We start from the raw sequence: 17723 nt of genomic DNA on the forward strand, positions 1-17723 counted from the left end.
CTCTTAACGCTTGATCATGGGCGGAGGCGGCGGCAGGCCGCTGCCGCTCAACTGCATGGCGGGAGGGGAGAGCGGAATGGGGATATCGGGCGATGGTGCGCCGGGTGCCTGCAGTACTGGAGCGACAGCCGGGCCGGAGCGAGTGCCCGGCGCCGAATTGGGCAGGCTCAGGCCGCCCACGGGGTCGCCGAGGATCTGACGGTCGCGCAGGGTCAATGCCGTTCCCGAAAACACGTTCGCCCGGTCGTAACCGATATCGGCGTAGTTGCGCAAGATACGCGGCGTGATTGCGAGCACGATTTCAGACCGGGACTTGTTGGTCCCCGAGTTACCAAACAGGCGTCCGACCACAGGTAAATGGCCCAGACCCGGAATCTTGTCGGCGGTGTTGCGTTCCTCGTCGGTGATCAGGCCGCCCAGGATCTGTGTTTCCCCGTCAGCTAGGCGCAAAAAGGTGCTGGCGTTGCGGGTGCCAATCTGATACGAGCGGCTGCCCTGTGTGTCGGTGAACTCACGGGCGATGTTACTCACCTCGAGGTTGATCTTGATGCCTACATCACTACTTCCATACACCTGAGGCTCGAACTCCAGCTTGAGGCCAACGTCCTGGTAAGTGACGGTGCCCGTGACGACGGAGGAGCCGCCGTTGACCGGGGTCACGTTATTGATGATGGTAGGAACGCGGTCCCCAATCATGATCTTCGCTTTTTCCCTGTTGCGTGCACGAATGCGTGGGCTTGCCAGGATCTTTGTTTCTGTGTCCTGGAGTTTGAAATTGAGAGTGCCAGAAATCGGTGAGACAGTGAGGCCGCCCACCCCCAACTGCCTAAGCTGGCCGATCGTAAGGCTGCTGACGGTGCCGCCCGGCGTGGTTGCGCCACCGTTGGGTGTGCCGATGGTAATGGCGCTGGGCGGCAAGACACCCAAATTGCTGTTGCGTCCTTCAGAGATTTCAAGCACTTCTACTTCAAGCATGACCTCGGGATCGGGTTCGTCGTGCAGGGCGATGAGCTTCTCTGCAATACGCAGCGTCTCCGGCGTATCGCGGATGACCAGCAGGCCGCTGCGGTCGTCCGCGGATACTTCCTTGAGCTTGAGCATAGTCTTGAGCATGCCGGCCAGGTATTTGAGGTCGGTGTTGGTCACCCGGAAGGAACGCACGGTCAGTTCCTGATACTCCGACTGCTTACCTGCCGTCGCCGGGTAGATCATCATGGTGTTGCTGTTGACGATCCGTTTTTCCAGCTGGTTCTGCATCAGAATGAGTTCGATCGCGTCTTCGACCGCCACGTCCTTCACAAAAATCGTGACCCTCGCGTCTGCCTTGACGTCGCGATCCAGCAAGATGTTCAGTCCTGTGGACTTTGACAAGGCCTCGAAGACGGTACGCATCGCCGCATCGCGGAACTGCAGCGTCACTGGAGAGCCCATCACCGATTTGGCCTCCCTGAAGCGGTCTCTTTCGACTTCAGCCGCAGCCCTGACGTCCAGGACTGCTTTCCTAAGTTGCGCCGCTCGCTTGTTGCCGGGCTGCTCCGCGAGCACCCTTGCCGCCCGCTCGCCCGCTGCTTCCAGTCGACCGTCTTTCAAGTAGCGTTCGCCTTCCAGCAGCAACTGGTCATTGCGCGTATCCTGGTCTAGTGCTTTCAAGGCAGTCGCCGCACGACTGTTACTGGGATTCAAAGTCAGGGCTCGGCCGTAGAGATCGCGCGCGCCGGCAATGTCCCCGCTTGCGCGAACCTGGTCGGCCTGCTTGACGAAGGCGTCGGCGTGCTTGTCGCGCTGCACGAGGTAGTCGATCTTGTAGTACTGGTTCCCGTCATCAAGCTCCGTCGCTTTTTTCAGGGAAGCGATGCCTGAGTCGATGTTTCCCTCTCCGATCTGGCTCATGCCATCGGCGTGGTAGCGTGCGCCGGCGCAGGCCGTCAGCAGCAGGCAGGTCAGAACTCCCGATGCGATTTGCGTCAGGCGCTGGCGCCTCTCGTTCGAGTGCGCTGCTCCTTCGCCACTTTCGGAAGGCCCAGCATTCCGTTCAATTGTTGTCATCTTGGATTGTCCAGAAGTAGAAGCGATTGTTTTTGACCTAGAGGGAGATAGGTGAACACCACACGGTCCGAGGTGATGTCGTCCACGCGGTAACTGCCGGCGACCGTGTCGCCTTTTTGGATGACGGTGAGTGAATCGCCATGTTGGATAAAGGCCTGCTGCTGGCCGTTGCCAATCTTCTTGCCCTGGATGGCACCCACCGCAGTGAAGGGCAGCGGAGGTGCCGTGGGCGGCGCAGGTGGAGGTGGCTCAACTGCCACGGGCGGGGGCAGTGACTTGCGAGTTTTGACAAGAGGTGAGGGCGGTGAGGCCGGAGCCGGCACTTCTGGAGGGGGTACGAACTCGGGTGCGAGCGGGCCGAAGGGATCGCGGACAACCATTTTGTTCATCCGCAGAGTGGGATTACTCATCGCCACCTCGAGGCGCAGAGCCGTAAGGTCGGCAAGAGACGACACTGCGTTGACCTGCTGCGGGGTGACAGACGTGCTGGGCGTATTTCGCTGGCGCGGCGGCGCCGCCAGATCGAGGTCTGCGTCACCGGCCTGCCATTTGCTTTGCATGGCGGCAGCCAGCACGAAGCTGGCTAAACCCGCAGCCAGCAGGACAACTGCCTTTTCCCACCCGACATGCGCCGCAGTACCGGTCTTTGAAGACGACTGGCTCATGGCGTCGCCTTCACGCCGCCAGATTCCGGGAGATCGGCCGGAATTTTTCTGGTCATGGCTTGTGGCAGCTGGGTATTGACCTGTCGTGGTGAATACACCAGTGCGAACTTGAGGAATATCTGGTGTTTGGCGGCCATGCCGTCCTTGCGTTCGATGCGCAGCTCTTGCACTGCGGCGTGGGGCATCGCGTTCAGCACGCTCGCCAGAAATTCCTTGAGTTTGCTGTAGTTCTCATTGATGCGCAGGTCCACCAGCCGGGTGTCGAGCCCCAGAGCCGTGGCGTCCGCATCTCGGTAGTCGCCGTTGGCCAGCACAATGCCTTGTGCCTTTGCGATGTCAAAAATCTGCGCCAGGTCTGCTGTGTAATCTGTTGAAGGCGGGAAGATGACGGGCACGCCCCGCGTGTGATTTGTCATTGGCTTGGGGCCGGATTGCTGGGTTTGCTGCAATTCCTGCTGGAGCTTGCTTGCCTGTATGCGCAACTGATAAGAAAGGCCTGCCAAAAGGGCCCCCACCAGCATCAATCCAACGCCACACAGTACAGGCCAGCCGACGGAACCAAGCGACCCTGTGCCCGTACCTCGGCGAAGCTGGTCGAGCACTTTTGCCATGAAAATGGGGCTGCGCATCATGGCGAAGGTCCCTTGATGCCCGGTTTCAGGCTAGGGACTGAGACTTCAGCTGGAGTGAGTGGGCTAAGAGAGCCGACTGAAGCAAGAGGGGTTTCCTTCGCCAGAAATACGCCTTCATTGAGGCGATTCCATCCCGCGACCAAGCGGAAACGAAACGTGGTCGGTGTGCTGCGTTCATCCAGCTGATGGCTGACAATGCGCACGTCCGAGAAACCGCTCACAGTGCCCAATGCATCGGTGTACGCCAGCATGGACGGGTAACTGGAGGCTATCAGAGTCAATTCGATCTTGCGGCTGTTCTGATCCGATACGTTGGGCACCATCGACAGCAAAGTGACCCTGCCTTCCACGGTGTCAGTGGCTGCTTCCAGGGCTTCAAACATCAGCGACCAAGGTGTTTGCAGCAACGCCTCCAGCTGACGCCGCGCCTTGAGTTTCTCGAGCATGGCAGGGTCGTTTTCCACCTGCCGCATCTGTTTGGCGATACTGATCTGCTGCTTCGATATTTTTGCTTGCTGGGAGCGTACGCTTTCAAGTTGTGTGCCGCTTCTAGACGTCACATACAGACCCGAGAGTGCCATACAGGCGCCTGCGGCCAAGATGATCCAACTCAGGGGTCGGTAGCGCGCGGCGCCGGGTGCAAACTCGAAGGGGCTTTCCACCAGTCTCCGGCTCATGCTGCAACCTCCACTGGGGCAGTGGGTACCGAATTCGATCCGTGAAATGGCCAAGTGCAGGGGATTACCTGCTCATCTCTAGACGCTCCCGAGGCGATCAGGAAGCGGTCCAGTACCGGTTGAAGCCAAATGTCCTCGCCGTCAGACGGAGCAGACGTGACCGTGCGCCAGGCATTGACAGCGCTACCGTTCACCAGGCGGACAAACGTCACTATCGGATAGCGTTTTCCCGAGGGGTCAGACTCTGTCCACATCAGCGTGCGCGCATCGCGTTGTCGCCGGCATTCTTTCAGTTCACTCTCCAGTATTTCCACGATTGCCGGTTGGCAACTTGCCAGTCGTATTTGCTGGGCCTGAGCCATTACCTGAAGGGAGGTGACTAACGCCGACTCCAGCGTGATTACGCACAGATGACTCTGGTTCACCTGAATGCTCCAGCGTAGCTCGTGCCCTGCCGCCTCAATGCCCATGGCTTCCTGCGAAACAGCCTTCGCGATGATGCGCAACTGCGCGTTGGAACGTGCCGAGGACGAAGAAAAATCCACCGGAACGACGCCGACATAGGAAGAAGTGACCCCCGTGCGCACCGCGAGGCGGCTACCGTCGAGGGACACTTGGTGGCGCGCGCGTAGCACCTGCAGAGCCTGCGCGGCGGCTTCCAGCAGCGAAGAGATGGTTTCAGCGCGGGTGGCTCCGGGTGTCCAGTTTGCGACTTCCGTGATCGTGCTTGCCCCAATTTCTTCAGCAGGCAATAGCTTGATTTGCGCCTCTTCAATCGGGTTTCGACTTTGCGCTAATTTGGAGCCCACAGCGCGGACAATACGCCGGCCCCACCCCGGTGGTCTTGGCTTGAGCGTCATTCTCAGATGGGATGCGCCGATGTCTAAATAAATGTTCGCCTTCATGAGGAACGCCGATCCGTGGCCTGACTCCGGTGATCAGGCATGGGTAGCCTCGATGTTCTGTGCGCCGCGGAGATTCTCGGGAGGTGTCACGCGGTTGATCTCTGCCACCGTGGTTTGGCCCTGTATGGCCAGGGACAGCGCCGAGTCGCGCAGGCTCATAAAGCCTTTGCTCCGTGCGACCTGCTTTATCTCGGATATTGAAGCTTGCCGCACCAGAAGGTCACGAATCTCGTCGTCCATCTTCAGCGTTTCGGCAATCGCCAGTCTTCCTTTGTAGCCGGTGCCGCGGCAATGTGCGCAACCCGCGGCGTTCACAAACTTCGCTTGTCCTCGGCCCATGCGATCCACGGGAATACCCAACAGCGTCAACTGGTCGTGGGTCAGATCTGCGGGTGCTGTGCAGTGCGTACACACCGCGCGCAATAGACGTTGTGCGACGATGCCTGTGAGGGCGGACACCAGGCTGTAGCTATCGACATTCATATTTTTGAAGCGCCCGATCACATCGAAAACATTGTTGGCGTGCACGGTGGTGAACACCTGGTGCCCCGTGAGCGCGGCCTGCACGGCAATCTGGGCGGTTTCCGCATCTCGTATTTCGCCGACCATGATCTTGTCGGGGTCATGGCGCAGTACGGAGCGTAGGCCGCGCGCGAAGGTTAGCCCTTTTTTCTCGTTGACCGGAATCTGCAGAACGCCCTTGAGCTGATATTCGATTGGGTCTTCAATCGTGATGATTTTGTCCAGGCCGGTGTTGATCTCGGATATCGCTGCATACAAGGTGGTCGTCTTGCCACTACCCGTCGGCCCGGTCACCAGCAGCAGGCCGTAGGGTAGGTGGGAAGCTTGTCGAATAAAGTCCTTGACGCTTTGCGCAAAGCTCAGGGTGTCCAGGCTCAGAGACTGGAACTGGCCAGTGAGGTGTTTGCGGTCCAGCACCCGAAGGACAGCATCTTCCCCAAAGAGGTTTGGCATGATGGACACGCGAAAGTCGATCTCGCGCCGCTCGACGCGGACTTTGAAGCGGCCATCCTGAGGTGTGCGCCGCTCTGAGATATCCAGCTCGGACAGCACCTTGATGCGTGAGATCGCTTGATGGCCCATCTCGGCGCTGTCGATGCGCTTGACGTTTTCCAGCACGCCGTCGATCCGGTATTTCACGTGCAGCCCCACCGGCTGCGTCTCGAAGTGAATGTCGGATGCGCCCATCTTGAGCGCGTCATACAAAATGGAATCCACCAACCGGACCAGTGGATTGGCCGTGGTTTCGATGCCTGCGATGGATAGTGCCACGACCGATGCATCCGTAGAGTCTTCTGCCTGAAGCCCCGTTTCACCGTCCTCGCCTGCGCCGCTCATGGCCATCAGGTTGCGCTCGGCATGTGCCAGCCAGGCTTGTATGTCTTCAATCAGTGCCAGGCCGCGCACGACCTCACCCACACCGGCGCCGCTCAGCTGCAGGTCTATCCATTCCTGTCCCTTGAGGTCCAGGGGGTCGCTGACAACGATAGTGCGCACTTGCGTGCCTGATGGATCGGGGGACCAGCCGCCCAGGCAGCCGCGCAGCTGACATTCAGCGAAGGAAATCAATTCAAAGTCGGGTGCTATGCCTTGCAGGTCTCCCGTAGACATGGGGCTCAATCCCAACGCGGCGGCGACATCGGCGAGTACTTGCCCAGCCTCAAGACCGCTTTTTCGGACCATCCATTGCACGCGCGCACCGGTTGGTGCGGCAATCACGGCTTCGAGCATCAGCTCACGCCCAGCTTTGAGTACGGTCAGCGGGTCCGTATCGGCAAGCGGTCCTAGGGGAAGAGGGGCATTCATGCGGGCATTGGGTACAAAGATCCTGGCAAGGTCAGTTCAGGGTGGAAGCCAGGTCAAAAATGGGCAGGTACATGAGGACCACGATCGCGCCAATCACGGTGCCGATCACGATCATCAGCGCGGGCTCTATGACCCGCGTAGCGACGTCGATAGAGCGCTGCAGCCGTCGCTCGTAGAACTGAGCAATCCGCTCCAGCATCTCTGACATGGAGCCGGTGCGTTCCGCCACCTTGAGCATGCTGGTGGCCACGGGGTCGGACAGGCCGGCGCCGGAGAGGGCCGTGCTCATGCTGAGGCCTTCCCTCATCAAGACAATAGCGCGCTCCAGGCGTTCACGATCTGAGTCATTGAGCAGCTTGGCGCCGTGCTCCATCGCGCGGTGGATGACGATTCCGCGTGAGACGAGGATGGACATCGTGCGATACAGCTGCAGGTGCTGGAATTCGCGAATCACCCCCGCGATGTAGGGAATGCCTTGCAGCCATCGCGAACGCACGCCGTGCGCGCGGAAATGCGAGAAGACCCAGGCCGCAAGAGTCAGGATCAGGCCAAAGAAAACAGCCAATACCCAGGGCCGATCGGCAACGAGCCGTCCCCAGGCCATCAGGCCCGACGACAACATGGGCAACTGTGTACGGGTGCCGTCCAGCAGGCCTGCAAAGCGGGGAATGACCACACCCATGAGAAACATGACAACCAGCCCTCCCACCACCAACAACACCATGGGATAGACGGAGGCGCCTATGAGTTTGTCCTTGAGCGCTTGCATCTCTCTTTGATGGGCCGCATAGCGAGCCAATCCCTTGCCAAGGTCACCGGTGCGTTCGCTGGCCTCCACCGTGGCCACCAATAACTCGGGGAAGGCCCCCGTTAATTGCATGGCCACAGACAGGTTCCGGCCTTCAGATACTGCGCGCATCACCTGTTCGATAAGCTCGCGTCGTGCGCCGCCAGTCTCCTTGATCGACAAGGTTTGCAGTGCTTCGGTGACGCTGAGACCTGCGTCGATAAGCGCCGCGAAGTCTTGAGAAAACGCAGCGGTGTCTAAGCCCGAGCGGGCAGGCGATATGGATTTTGCGCGGATGAGACTCGCAACACCAGTGCTTGATTCTTGGGAAATTTCCCAACTCAGGACCGTCGATCCGCTCCGCACTATTTGAGCAACCGCCTCGGCGGACGTACCGGCGCGCACCCGCCGTGAGGCGATACGCCCTGCACTGTCCCGGGTGACGAGATCGTATGTGGCGGGAGCCGTGGTCATACTTGCGCCTATTTAGCCTTGCGGGCTGCCATCAATCGGACGAATGCAGTGATATGTCCTGCGCTTCCCCGTCGCCGCCGGGTTTGCCATCTGCGCCGTAAGAAATGATGTCAATAGCACGTGAACCCGGTTGCAGCACATACGTATAGTTGTTGCCCCAAGGGTCGGCAGGAAGAGCCTTTTTCAGATACGGGCCTTGCCATTTAGCGACGCCTGAGGGCTGCGTGTTCAGCGCGCCAAGACCCTGTTCTGTTGTGGGGTAGCTGCCTACGTCCAGGCGGTATTGGTCCAGCGCCTTGTCGATAGATTCAATCTGCGCCTTGGCGATCTTGGATTTAGATTTGCTAACCGAGTCAAAGTAGCGCGGTGCAACCAGGCCGGCCAGCAGGCCGATGATGACCACCACCACCAGCAACTCCAGAAGGGTAAAGCCGCGCGTGCGGTTACTGCGCGTTGACATGAAGTGGCTTCGCGTCTGATGCACGAGGTGATTCAATGAGCTTTCCCTCCCAGAGAAATGCTTTCACGCATTTTTCGAGCGCGACAAAAATTATTTTCGGATAGCTGAGCCCAATGCCTTGAGCTGTTCTATTTATTCTTAATCCAGTGCAGGTCGATACTGAAAAGGTGTTCGTTTTGAAGTGGTGCCATTTTCAATATCACGTGAGCCGTCGGATTCTGCCAGAAGAGTATGAGCTTGGTAAGAATGAAATTTTTGACGCCGGAGATTTCGTTGTCTATACGCACACTTCAGATTTCTATCCTGCACATGGAGGGTGACAAGCGCGATGCCTGTCACTAGACTGCGGGCACATTCGCTCGACTGAAGCGTCATAAGAAAAATCAACGGGAGGATTCAATGGGATTTTTTCCAGGACTTGCACCGGGTATGGTGCGGTCGAATCAAGTGTGCTCATCCACTTGTGCGCATGGTGAGCAGAGTTTGGTGTGGGGAATTGCAGGGGGCTCCAGATGAGCCAAATGGACTTCCTTCTGCGTTTTTTTTTCAAGGGCCTCGCTGCTTTGCTGGGGATCATTCTTGTTTTTGCTCAATCAGAAGCAATGGCTTCGTTTCCAGCGACTTCGTCTGGCGTCACCGAGTATCGGTATACCTATGACAGCGTGACCGGGCCTTGGAATCCGGTGCCTTTGGCGGCTTGCCAAGGTTGGGGTGTCGCCTATACGAGTATCCTCCCCGCTGGGGCTTTTGTGAGCATTTCGGGTATGACGGGTACCACCTGCCGTTATATTCCCCACTATGCAAGCGGGGTTGTGGGCTCTGAAGGAACCATTGGTGCAAGCACCCGCATCGCTCCCCCTAGCTGCCCGAGTAACAGTGCGCAGACTGAAAGCCAATGTACCTGCACCACTGACTATCGCGAGACCGGAAGCCCTGCGACGTGTGAATTGAGGCCATCGCCAGTTGTGCCACCCATCACGTTGCAACTCAACGCTGCAGTTCCGAGCAATCCGCGAGGCAAGAGTTGCTCCGCGTCCGACCCCGATGGGAGCGCGACAAAGAAACCCATCATCCCCGCGACAGGCGAGAAGGTTCTGACCGAGCCCGACTACGCAGGTCAGGGCGCAGACGCCCTCAGCTTGGTAAGACACTACAGAAGCAGTTGGGGCGGAACCACGCCCCGTGGCCTGCCGCTCGATGCCGGCCTGAGCCGAGCCTGGACACACAACCATGCCGTATCGATCAAACGCGAAGGCACGGCCGGTGCGGTCGGCAGCACCGCCAAGGTGATGTTTGGCGACGGCAGCGTACGCGCCTTCGATTGGCAAACCGGTAGCAGCAGCTGGCTTGCCGCCAACAGCGCCGACATCCTGACTGTCAACGGCACAGGCCTGCAATACAAGCGGCTGGACGACGACAGCCTCTGGCAGTTTGATGCGGCCGGCAAGCTGCTGACTGTGACCCAGCGCAACGGCTGGGTCAACACTTATGCGTACGGCACCACGGCCACCTCCAGCGCCATCGCCCCGCCGCCATCGCTGGCAACGTTTGCGCCATCGCCTGCTGTCACTGAGTACCGGTACATCTATGACGGCGTCACCGGCCCCTGGAATACAGTGCCCTTGGCGGCCTGCCAAGGCTGGACAGCAGCCTATCCGCTCGTTTACCCCGGGGGCAACACTGTGACTACGCCGGGTGTGACGGGTACAAACTGCCGTTATGTCCCCCACTATCCGAACGGTTCTGCTGGCTCCGAGGGAAGCATTCCTGCGGCGACGCGCGTGACTTCCAGCAGTTGCCCGGTGGGCAGCACCTTGTCGGGGGGCAGCTGCATCCCCAATCTGCTGATCTCGGTTACCAACCAGTTCGGCCGCAGCCTGAACTTTGCCTACAACGCCGCTAGTCAGCTGGTCAATGTGACTGCCAGTGACGGCCAGGTGACTAGCTACGCCTATGACAGCACCACGGCTGGCGCACGACTGACCACGGTGACCTATCCCGGCAGTGTGAGCGGTACTGCCAGCAAGACCTATCTGTATGAGAGCACTACCTTCCCGCGTTTGGTGACCGGGATCGTCGACGAAACCGGCAACCGGCTGTCAACCATTGCCTACGACAGCCTGGGCAGGGCCATCAGCAGCGGCTATGCAGGCAGTGCGGACTTGTACAGCGTGAGTTACGCGACGGCAGGGGTGGCCACGGTGACCGACCCGTTGGGTACCCAGCGCAGCTATAGCTATGGCACTGCCAAGGGCCAACTGGCCGTCACAGGCGCGGACAAACCCAGCGGCACCGGCGCTCCCTCCGCGGCCAGTCGCGTGCAAGATGCCAACGGCTTCGTCACGCAAGAGACCGACTTCCTGGGCGTGAACACCATGTACACCTGGGATATCAACCGGCGCCTGCCCTTGACCACTACCGAGGCAGCCGCTCTGCCCGAAGCACGAATCACCACCACTCAGTGGCACGCCACCTTCAGGTTGCCCGTACTTATCACGGAAGCCGGTCGCACAACGGCCTACACCTATGACACGACAGGCAATCCGTTGACCAGAACGGTGACCGACACTGCCACCAGCGTCGCCCGCACCACCACCTGGACTTATAACGCTCAAGGCCTGCTCGCCACAGAGAAGGCTCCCACCAATGTAGTAACCAGAACCAACGCTTACTACCCGTCTACAAGCTATAGCGGCACGGCGCCCAACGAGGCCGGGCACGCGGCAGGCGACCTGCAGTCGATTACGAATGCGGCAGGTCATGTTACGCAGTTCCCGCTGTACGACAGAGCGGGCCGATTGCGCCAGATGATCGACCCGAAAGGTGTGGTCACCGACACCGTGTACACGCCAAGAGGCTGGATCGGCAGCGTGACGGTCACCCCACCGGGCGGCACAGCCCGAACTACCAGCTACACCTACGACAACGCAGGTCAGCTGACGGGAGTTGTTCTGCCCGATAGCACAACCATGAGCTACAGCTACGACGCGGCTCACCGTTTGACCGGAGTGACTGACGACAAAGGTAACTCCGTCACCTACACGCTTGATGCGATGGGCAACAGGACCGCAGAGCAGGTCAAAGACCCCTCAGGCAACCTGCAAAGAAACATCACGCGGTTGTATGACGCGCTGAACCGGGTGCAGCAAGTTACGGGCGCGGTCAATTGACGTCATATACAAGTGCAGAAATCTACCGAGTCTATTCGTCGGAAGAGAAATCTGGGTGGCAGCGGAATGTTCCTGTTGACCGATATTGAGCAATCGCATCGCGATGAATTTTTAAAGAGTTCGCAAAAATGAAACGAACTAATTTCCGCTTTCTATCGACTGGCTTGCTGTTGTGTTTCGCGGCTCTGCTTTGTGGACAAGCTTTTGCTTCTTCTGCGGACAAGAGCAAAGCTCCTATTCGCGACTTCACCTGCTTTAACGCAGCCCCTTCGACGATTACTCCAAGTAATGAAGCTTCCTGCTTCGCAACTTGGCGAGCCAGAGATGGGGGGATCCACTATCAGTTCTGTCTTAACGTGGGTGGCTCAATGAGGCGTCATGAGTCTCTCTATTCCAGCGGCGAACTTGAGTCCTCAGGCTATTCGTGCACTAACCCCTTGGGCGGAGGTATGTCTGTTAGACCGAACTACTACTGCCCCTCCGGCGAACTCCCCGAACAGGGTTTGTGTCCCGGCATAACACCTGAAATTGAGTCAAAAATTTGCTTGAGACCGCCTCAAAGCGGCGAGAAAGTTGGCAACCCTATCATTCCTGCAACAGGCGAGAAGGTGTTGGATCACGGCGACCACGCGGGGGAGGGCCCCGACCCTCTGGATTTTGTGCGCAGTTTCAGAAGCTTCAGAGTCGGAGTGGCGCCAAGTCTTGCCGTCAAACCGGGCATGGGTCAAACGTGGTCGCACAACCACGCAGTAGCACTGCAGCAGGTTGGCACGGCAGGTACCGCAGACAGTGTTACTCGAATATTCTTTGGTGAAGGCACTACACGAGTCTTTACCTGGCAGACGGGAAGCGGCAGCTGGCTTGCTACCAACAGCGCTGATACGTTGACGGCCAACAGCACTGGCTTGCTCTACAAGCGGCTCGACGACGATAGCCTCTGGCAGTTTGATGCCGCCGGCAAGCTGCTGACTGTGGTCCGACGCAACGGCTGGATCAACACCTATGCGTACGGAACCAGCACTACCTCTATCACGATCGCGCCGCCGCCCTCGCTGGCAACGTTTGCGCCGCCTGATGTCACGGAATACCGTCATGTGTATGGCGGTGTGTCCGGCCCCTGGAGTACGGTCCCCCTCGCGGCGTGTCAGGGCTGGGGCGCAGCCTACTCGCTCGCCTATCCCGGCTTCAATATAAATATCCCGGGCGTGACTGGCACCACCTGCCGCTATGTTCCCCACTACCCGAACGGGACTGTCGGCTCCGAGGGAAGCATTCCTGCAGCGACGCGCGTGGTCCCCGGCAACTGTCCTGTGGGCAGTAGTTTGACTGGCGGCAGTTGCATACCAAATCTGCTGATCTCGGTTAGCAACCAGTTCGGCCGAAGTCTTAATTTTGCGTACAACTCCTCTAGTCAGCTGGTCAGCGTTACCGCTGCAGACGGCAGGGCCACTAGTTACGGTTACGACAGCACCGCTGCTGATGGCCGGTTGACCACTGTCACTTACCCAGCAAATAGCGGAACGGTCAGCAAAACCTATCTCTACGAAAAGGCCGGCTTTTCACAACTGCTGACCGGCATCGTCGACGAAAACGGGAGCCGCCTGGCAACCTACGCTTACGACAATCAGGGACGCGGCATAAGCACTCAGCATGCCGGCGCAGCTGATCTGCACAGCATCAGCTATGGAGCAGCAGGCGCGGTCACAGTGACCGACCCACTGGGAACTCAGCGTACTTACAACTATGGCACGGCGCGAAGCAAGCTTGCCGTCACCGGTGCTTCGCTGCCTGGCGCGGGCGGCACTAGCGATGCGGCCAGCCGCGTGCAAGACGCCAACGGTTTTGTCACTCAGGAGATCGACTTTCTGGGCGTAAACACCATGTACACCTGGGACATTAACCGGCGCTTGCCGCTGACGACGACCAGAGCCGCGACTCTGCCCGAAGCGCAAACCGCCACGACCCAGTGGCATGCTACTTTCAGACTGCCTGTGCTCGTTACCGAAGCGGGGCGTACCACGGCCTACACATATGACACGGTAGGCAACCTACTGAACAGAACGGTGACAGACACCGCCACCGGCGTGGCACGTACTACCACTTGGACCTATGTAGCTTCTGGCAGCGCTCAGGGCTTGCCCGCAACAGAAACCGCGCCTACCAACGTGGTGACTCGAACCCATGCTTACTACTCGACTACGAGCTTTTCCGGCACCTCCCCCAACGAAACTGGCTACACGGCAGGAGACCTGCAATCGATCACGAATGCGGCGGGGCACGTAACGCAATTTACGTTGTACGACAGAGCAGGGCGGGTACGTCAGATGATCGACCCGAAAGGGGTCGTGACCGATACCGGCTACACCCCGAGAGGCTGGATCAGCAGCGTGATGGTTACGCCGCCGGGCGGCACAGCCCGAGTCACCAACTACACGTACGACAACGCCGGCCAACTGACAGGCGTCACGCTGCCGGATGCAACAGTCATGAGCTACAGCTACAGCTACGACGCGGCGCACCGCCTGACGGGTGTGACCGATGCCAAAGGTAACTCCGTCACCTACATACTCGATGCGATGGGCAATAAGACCGCAGAGCAGATCAAAGACCCGTCGGACAACCTGCAAAGAAATATCACCCGCGTGTATGACGCATTGAACCGGGTCCAACAAGTTACGGGAGCGAGCAATTGACGTCAGATAAGCCGTGCAGAAATCTACCGTGCCTATAAGTCGAGCGTTTGAGTGGTCAGACGCGTAAAAAAAGTTTTGGGAGATTCAATGTTTCTGTTCATAGCGGGGATCACCAGTCAACGCTCAGGCCGAAGGCAAAATAACTTCGGCGGACGTTTGAGCGGCGCATTAGGACTTTTTGTGATGCTCTGGCTTAGCTTGGTGCTGATTTGCTTCAGCGCTCCGGCAAACGCTTCATTTCCCGCAGCACAGACCGCTTGTACCGTTTCGCCCTGCTACTTATACAGAATACAGAGTTCGCGTCCAGACCCTGTCGGCGTGTTTCCTCATCCGACGCCAGACGCCGCCTGTAGGAACGCTATTCAGTGGCTCAACAGCATTGAACCCTCCAACCCCGTTACCTACATATCGAGTACTGAAACTCGGTGCAACTATCACTGGAGTTATCCCGATGGTTCCCCATCCGGCACAGCGTCACCGCCAATAGAAAGGAGTCCTGCGGTCCCGTGGCCTGCGTATTCATGCCCAATTAATAGCACCTTGTCAGGCTCTTCCTGCACGTGTGAGGCAGGTTTCGCAACCCATCCGCTGACCCCTAATAGTTGCGTGCCTGTTATCAACGTCTTCGGTGTTAATAAAACGCCTCCACTGGGTAGATGCGAATTCGGCATTGCCAACCCGATATACCCTCTAACCGGTGTTAAGAAGGAGTACATTTCCACCGGTATCGGAGTTGGTGGGCTGAACCTATCCTTGGTCTACGACACGACCTTAAAGATACCGGCCAATCAGGCTGATACGGCTTCTGCTCTTGTTGAGCTCAGCTCATTTGGTGCGTTGTGGAAAAGTAGTTTTCACCACAGGCTCTTGATTGCGACCGGCGCCACCAGGGCATTGCTGTCCCGTGGCGATGGCAAAGTCTTCAATTTCATCGGCAATGGTGCAGGTGTCTACACCACTGATGCAGACAACACCCACAAGCTCGTTAGTATCGCGGGAGGCTATCGGTTTACTGATGTTGCCACGGGTGATCAGGAAACCTATGACAGCACGGGTATCTTGCAGAGCCTTACGCGGGCCAACGGGATGGTGCTCAGCTTCAGTTACACCGGCAAAAACTTGACCCGTGTGCAGGCAAGCGATGGACGCATCCTTCGGTTCAGCTACACCAACAATCTGATCACCCAGATCATCACCCCAGACGGGCGGACCATCGTCCCCGCATATGACGCTAACCGCAACCTTGTCTCACTGACATGGCAGGACGGCAAGGTCAGCCAGTTCCTCTACGAGAACGCGGCCTTCCCCTGGGCATTAACGGGCAAGATTGATGAGAACAACGCCCGCTATGCAACCTTCATCTATGACACACAAGGCCGTGCCACAACCAGTGAACATGCGGGAGGTGTGGAGCGCTACAGCGTCAGCTACATCCAAGCACCCACGCTGGTCGTCACCGACGCCTTTAATACGGCTACCGGCGTTCTATCTCGCCAGCACAGCTGGCAGATGCCCAGCGGCACCACGCTGGAGCTGCCAAATGGTCAGAGTTCAACCGTGGCAGCCGCCAGCGTCATGGGCTTGCCATCGGTTACTTCGAAAAGCCAACCCGCAGGCTCGGGTTGCGCCGCCGCCACCAGCACGTTGAGCTACGACGCCAATGGCAACATCGCCAGCGAGGACGACTTTAACGGCCAGCGCAGCTGCTTTACCAATGACCTGACTCGCAACCTGCCCACCGTGGCTGTCGAAGGTCTGGCCAACACGGCCAGCTGTGCCGCCGTGCTTGCAAGCAACGCCAGCCTACCGACAGGCAGCCGCAAGGTGAGCCGGCAATGGCACCCAGACTGGAGTTTGACCACCAAAATTGCGCAACCTTTGAAGATCATCACCAGCATCTACAACGGCCAACCCGACCCGTTTAACAGCAATGCAGTGGCAAGTTGCGCACCTGTCACTGCAACGACACCGGACGGAAAGCCCATCGCGGTGCTGTGCAAGCAAGTCGAGCAAGCCACGACGGACGCCGACGGCAGCCTCGGCCTCGCGGCTACGCCGAATGTCGGTGTGACGCAGCGTGTCTCGACATACACCTATGACGCTTTTGGGCGGCTGCTTACCAGCACCGATCCTATGAGCCGCGTGACGACCTACGTTTACTACGGCAATTCAACGGACTTTACCGATCCGTTGATCAGTTCGGACCCCAACTTTGAATCGGTGGTGCTTCTGTTGCATGGAGATGGGATCAATAACTCTACCGTCATCACAGACAGCAGCCCGGTGGTCAAGCCCGTGACAGTTGGAGGCAATGCCAAGGTCAGCACGGTGCAAGGGAAATTCGGTGGGACATCAATGGCTTTTGATGGTGCAGGCGACTACCTGAGTAGCGCGAACCACGATAACTTCAACCTTACTTCGGCGGATTTCACAATTGAGGCATGGGTGTACGTGACCGCTCTAACAGCTGGAACTCAAGCGGTAGTAGACAAAGACGGGGTTTCCGGAACAAGTTATTCGCAGTACCAAGTGGGAATTTCACCTGCAGGAAAAATGACTGCATTCCTGGGGAATGGGAATGGAGTATCTCCGACCGGCACCGTCTACACGGGAACAACCACCATTACGCTTAACGCCTGGCACCATATCGCCCTTGTCAAGAGTGGATCAATCTTCAAAGGTTTTTTGGATGGAGCGCAAGAGTGGTCCGCGGCGGCGGCACCCATGTATAGCGGCGGAAAGGCTCTACTCGTTGGATACCTTGCATCAGGGGCGGCCGCACAGACGTTCAACGGGTACATCGATGATGTGCGCATTACCAAAGGCGTGGCCCGGTACTCGGCCAACTTCACCCCTCCAACGACGGCGTTTCCGAATGCTGGGCCGGTTGTTGACCCAAATGCCGTCGGCCACACGGTTGGCGATCTGCAGTCGATCACAAACGCAGGCGGTCACGTCACGCAGTTCACGCAGTACGACAGGGCGGGGCGATTGCGTCAGATGGTGAATTCTAAGGGCGTGGTCACAGACACCGCGTACACCCCGAGAGGCTGGATCAGCAGCGTGACGGTGACGCCGCCGGGCGGCACAGCCCGAGTCACCAACTACACATACGACAACGCCGGCCAACTGACAGGCGTCACGCTGCCGGATGCAACAGTCATGAGCTACAGCTACAGCTACGACGCGGCGCACCGCCTGACGGGTGTGAACGATGCCAAAGGTAACTCCGTCACCTACAGCCTAGACAACATGGGCAACCGGACGGGCGAACAGGTCAAGGACCCCTCGGGCAACCTGCAAAGAAACATCATCCGCGTCTATGACGCACTGAACCGGGTCCAACAAGTTACGGGAGCGAGCAATTGAACACCACGACGACCATCA

Annotated in this window: 11 protein-coding genes; 3 read left to right on the forward strand and 8 right to left on the reverse strand. The window is 58.4% G+C overall.

Going from position 1 to position 17723, the window contains the following annotated elements:
- Positions 1 to 3: 3 nt before the first annotated feature.
- The 8 genes from DT070_RS16760 to gspG are packed head-to-tail and all read right to left on the reverse strand — an operon-like array spanning position 4 to position 8473.
- Positions 4 to 2046 carry a secretin N-terminal domain-containing protein gene (locus DT070_RS16760; protein WP_122956418.1) on the reverse strand — a complete coding sequence of 681 codons (2043 nt, stop codon included), beginning with the start codon at positions 2044 to 2046 and terminating at the stop codon, positions 4 to 6.
- Positions 2043 to 2711 carry a hypothetical protein gene (locus DT070_RS16765; RefSeq protein ID WP_122956419.1) on the reverse strand — a complete coding sequence of 223 codons (669 nt, stop codon included), beginning with the start codon at positions 2709 to 2711 and terminating at the stop codon, positions 2043 to 2045. The genes DT070_RS16760 and DT070_RS16765 overlap by 4 nt, the downstream gene beginning before the upstream one ends.
- On the reverse strand, positions 2708 to 3343 hold the full coding sequence (locus tag DT070_RS16770; RefSeq protein WP_153976346.1) for a hypothetical protein: 636 nt from the start codon (positions 3341 to 3343) through the stop codon (positions 2708 to 2710). Before DT070_RS16770 ends, DT070_RS16765 begins: the two co-directional genes overlap by 4 nt.
- Positions 3340 to 4020: a hypothetical protein gene (locus tag DT070_RS16775; protein ID WP_122956421.1), complete on the reverse strand. Its 681-nt coding sequence runs from the start codon at positions 4018 to 4020 to the stop codon at positions 3340 to 3342. The genes DT070_RS16770 and DT070_RS16775 overlap by 4 nt, the downstream gene beginning before the upstream one ends.
- Positions 4017 to 4925: a hypothetical protein gene (locus DT070_RS16780; protein ID WP_122956422.1), complete on the reverse strand. Its 909-nt coding sequence runs from the start codon at positions 4923 to 4925 to the stop codon at positions 4017 to 4019. The genes DT070_RS16775 and DT070_RS16780 overlap by 4 nt, the downstream gene beginning before the upstream one ends.
- A 33-nt stretch (positions 4926 to 4958) precedes the next feature.
- Positions 4959 to 6752 (reverse strand): GspE/PulE family protein, encoded by a 1794-nt coding sequence (locus DT070_RS16785; RefSeq protein ID WP_122956423.1) that lies wholly within the window; start codon positions 6750 to 6752, stop codon positions 4959 to 4961.
- Positions 6753 to 6783: 31 nt separating this feature from the next.
- Entirely contained in the window at positions 6784 to 8013 is a 1230-nt protein-coding gene (locus DT070_RS16790; RefSeq protein ID WP_122956424.1) for a type II secretion system F family protein, read from the reverse strand.
- A gap of 31 nt (positions 8014 to 8044) precedes the next feature.
- The gene (gspG, locus tag DT070_RS16795) at positions 8045 to 8473 is read right to left on the reverse strand and encodes a type II secretion system major pseudopilin GspG (RefSeq protein WP_122956425.1); all 429 of its coding nucleotides are present in this window, start codon (positions 8471 to 8473) and stop codon (positions 8045 to 8047) included.
- Positions 8474 to 8994: 521 nt separating this feature from the next.
- On the opposite strand from gspG, the gene DT070_RS16800 reads away from it, so the two are divergent.
- The 3 genes from DT070_RS16800 (at position 8995) to DT070_RS16810 (ending at position 17705) form a co-directional block, all read left to right on the forward strand.
- A complete protein-coding gene (locus tag DT070_RS16800; RefSeq protein ID WP_164483768.1) occupies positions 8995 to 11643 on the forward strand; it encodes a DUF6531 domain-containing protein in 2649 nt (882 codons plus the stop codon).
- Between the two features lie 449 nt (positions 11644 to 12092).
- Positions 12093 to 14336 carry a DUF6531 domain-containing protein gene (locus DT070_RS16805; RefSeq protein WP_255416839.1) on the forward strand — a complete coding sequence of 748 codons (2244 nt, stop codon included), beginning with the start codon at positions 12093 to 12095 and terminating at the stop codon, positions 14334 to 14336.
- A gap of 606 nt (positions 14337 to 14942) precedes the next feature.
- Positions 14943 to 17705 carry a LamG-like jellyroll fold domain-containing protein gene (locus DT070_RS16810; RefSeq protein ID WP_164483770.1) on the forward strand — a complete coding sequence of 921 codons (2763 nt, stop codon included), beginning with the start codon at positions 14943 to 14945 and terminating at the stop codon, positions 17703 to 17705.
- Positions 17706 to 17723 lie beyond the last annotated feature (18 nt).

Source organism: Polaromonas sp. SP1 (genome assembly GCF_003711205.1).
Taxonomy (GTDB): Bacteria; Pseudomonadota; Gammaproteobacteria; order Burkholderiales; family Burkholderiaceae_C; genus Polaromonas.

What these genes read in the sequence shown, in the direction of transcription:
- gspG (WP_122956425.1), bottom strand. Translation starts at nt 8,473, where the DNA reads ATGTCAACGCGCAGTAACCGCACGCGCGGCTTTACCCTTCTGGAGTTG.
- DT070_RS16760 (WP_122956418.1), bottom strand. Translation starts at nt 2,046, where the DNA reads ATGACAACAATTGAACGGAATGCTGGGCCTTCCGAAAGTGGCGAAGGA.
- DT070_RS16785 (WP_122956423.1), bottom strand. Translation starts at nt 6,752, where the DNA reads ATGAATGCCCCTCTTCCCCTAGGACCGCTTGCCGATACGGACCCGCTG.
- DT070_RS16765 (WP_122956419.1), bottom strand. Translation starts at nt 2,711, where the DNA reads ATGAGCCAGTCGTCTTCAAAGACCGGTACTGCGGCGCATGTCGGGTGG.
- DT070_RS16770 (WP_153976346.1), bottom strand. Translation starts at nt 3,343, where the DNA reads ATGATGCGCAGCCCCATTTTCATGGCAAAAGTGCTCGACCAGCTTCGC.
- DT070_RS16790 (WP_122956424.1), bottom strand. Translation starts at nt 8,013, where the DNA reads ATGACCACGGCTCCCGCCACATACGATCTCGTCACCCGGGACAGTGCA.
- DT070_RS16800 (WP_164483768.1), top strand. Translation starts at nt 8,995, where the DNA reads ATGGACTTCCTTCTGCGTTTTTTTTTCAAGGGCCTCGCTGCTTTGCTG.
- DT070_RS16805 (WP_255416839.1), top strand. Translation starts at nt 12,093, where the DNA reads ATGTCTGTTAGACCGAACTACTACTGCCCCTCCGGCGAACTCCCCGAA.
- DT070_RS16775 (WP_122956421.1), bottom strand. Translation starts at nt 4,020, where the DNA reads ATGAGCCGGAGACTGGTGGAAAGCCCCTTCGAGTTTGCACCCGGCGCC.
- DT070_RS16780 (WP_122956422.1), bottom strand. Translation starts at nt 4,925, where the DNA reads ATGAAGGCGAACATTTATTTAGACATCGGCGCATCCCATCTGAGAATG.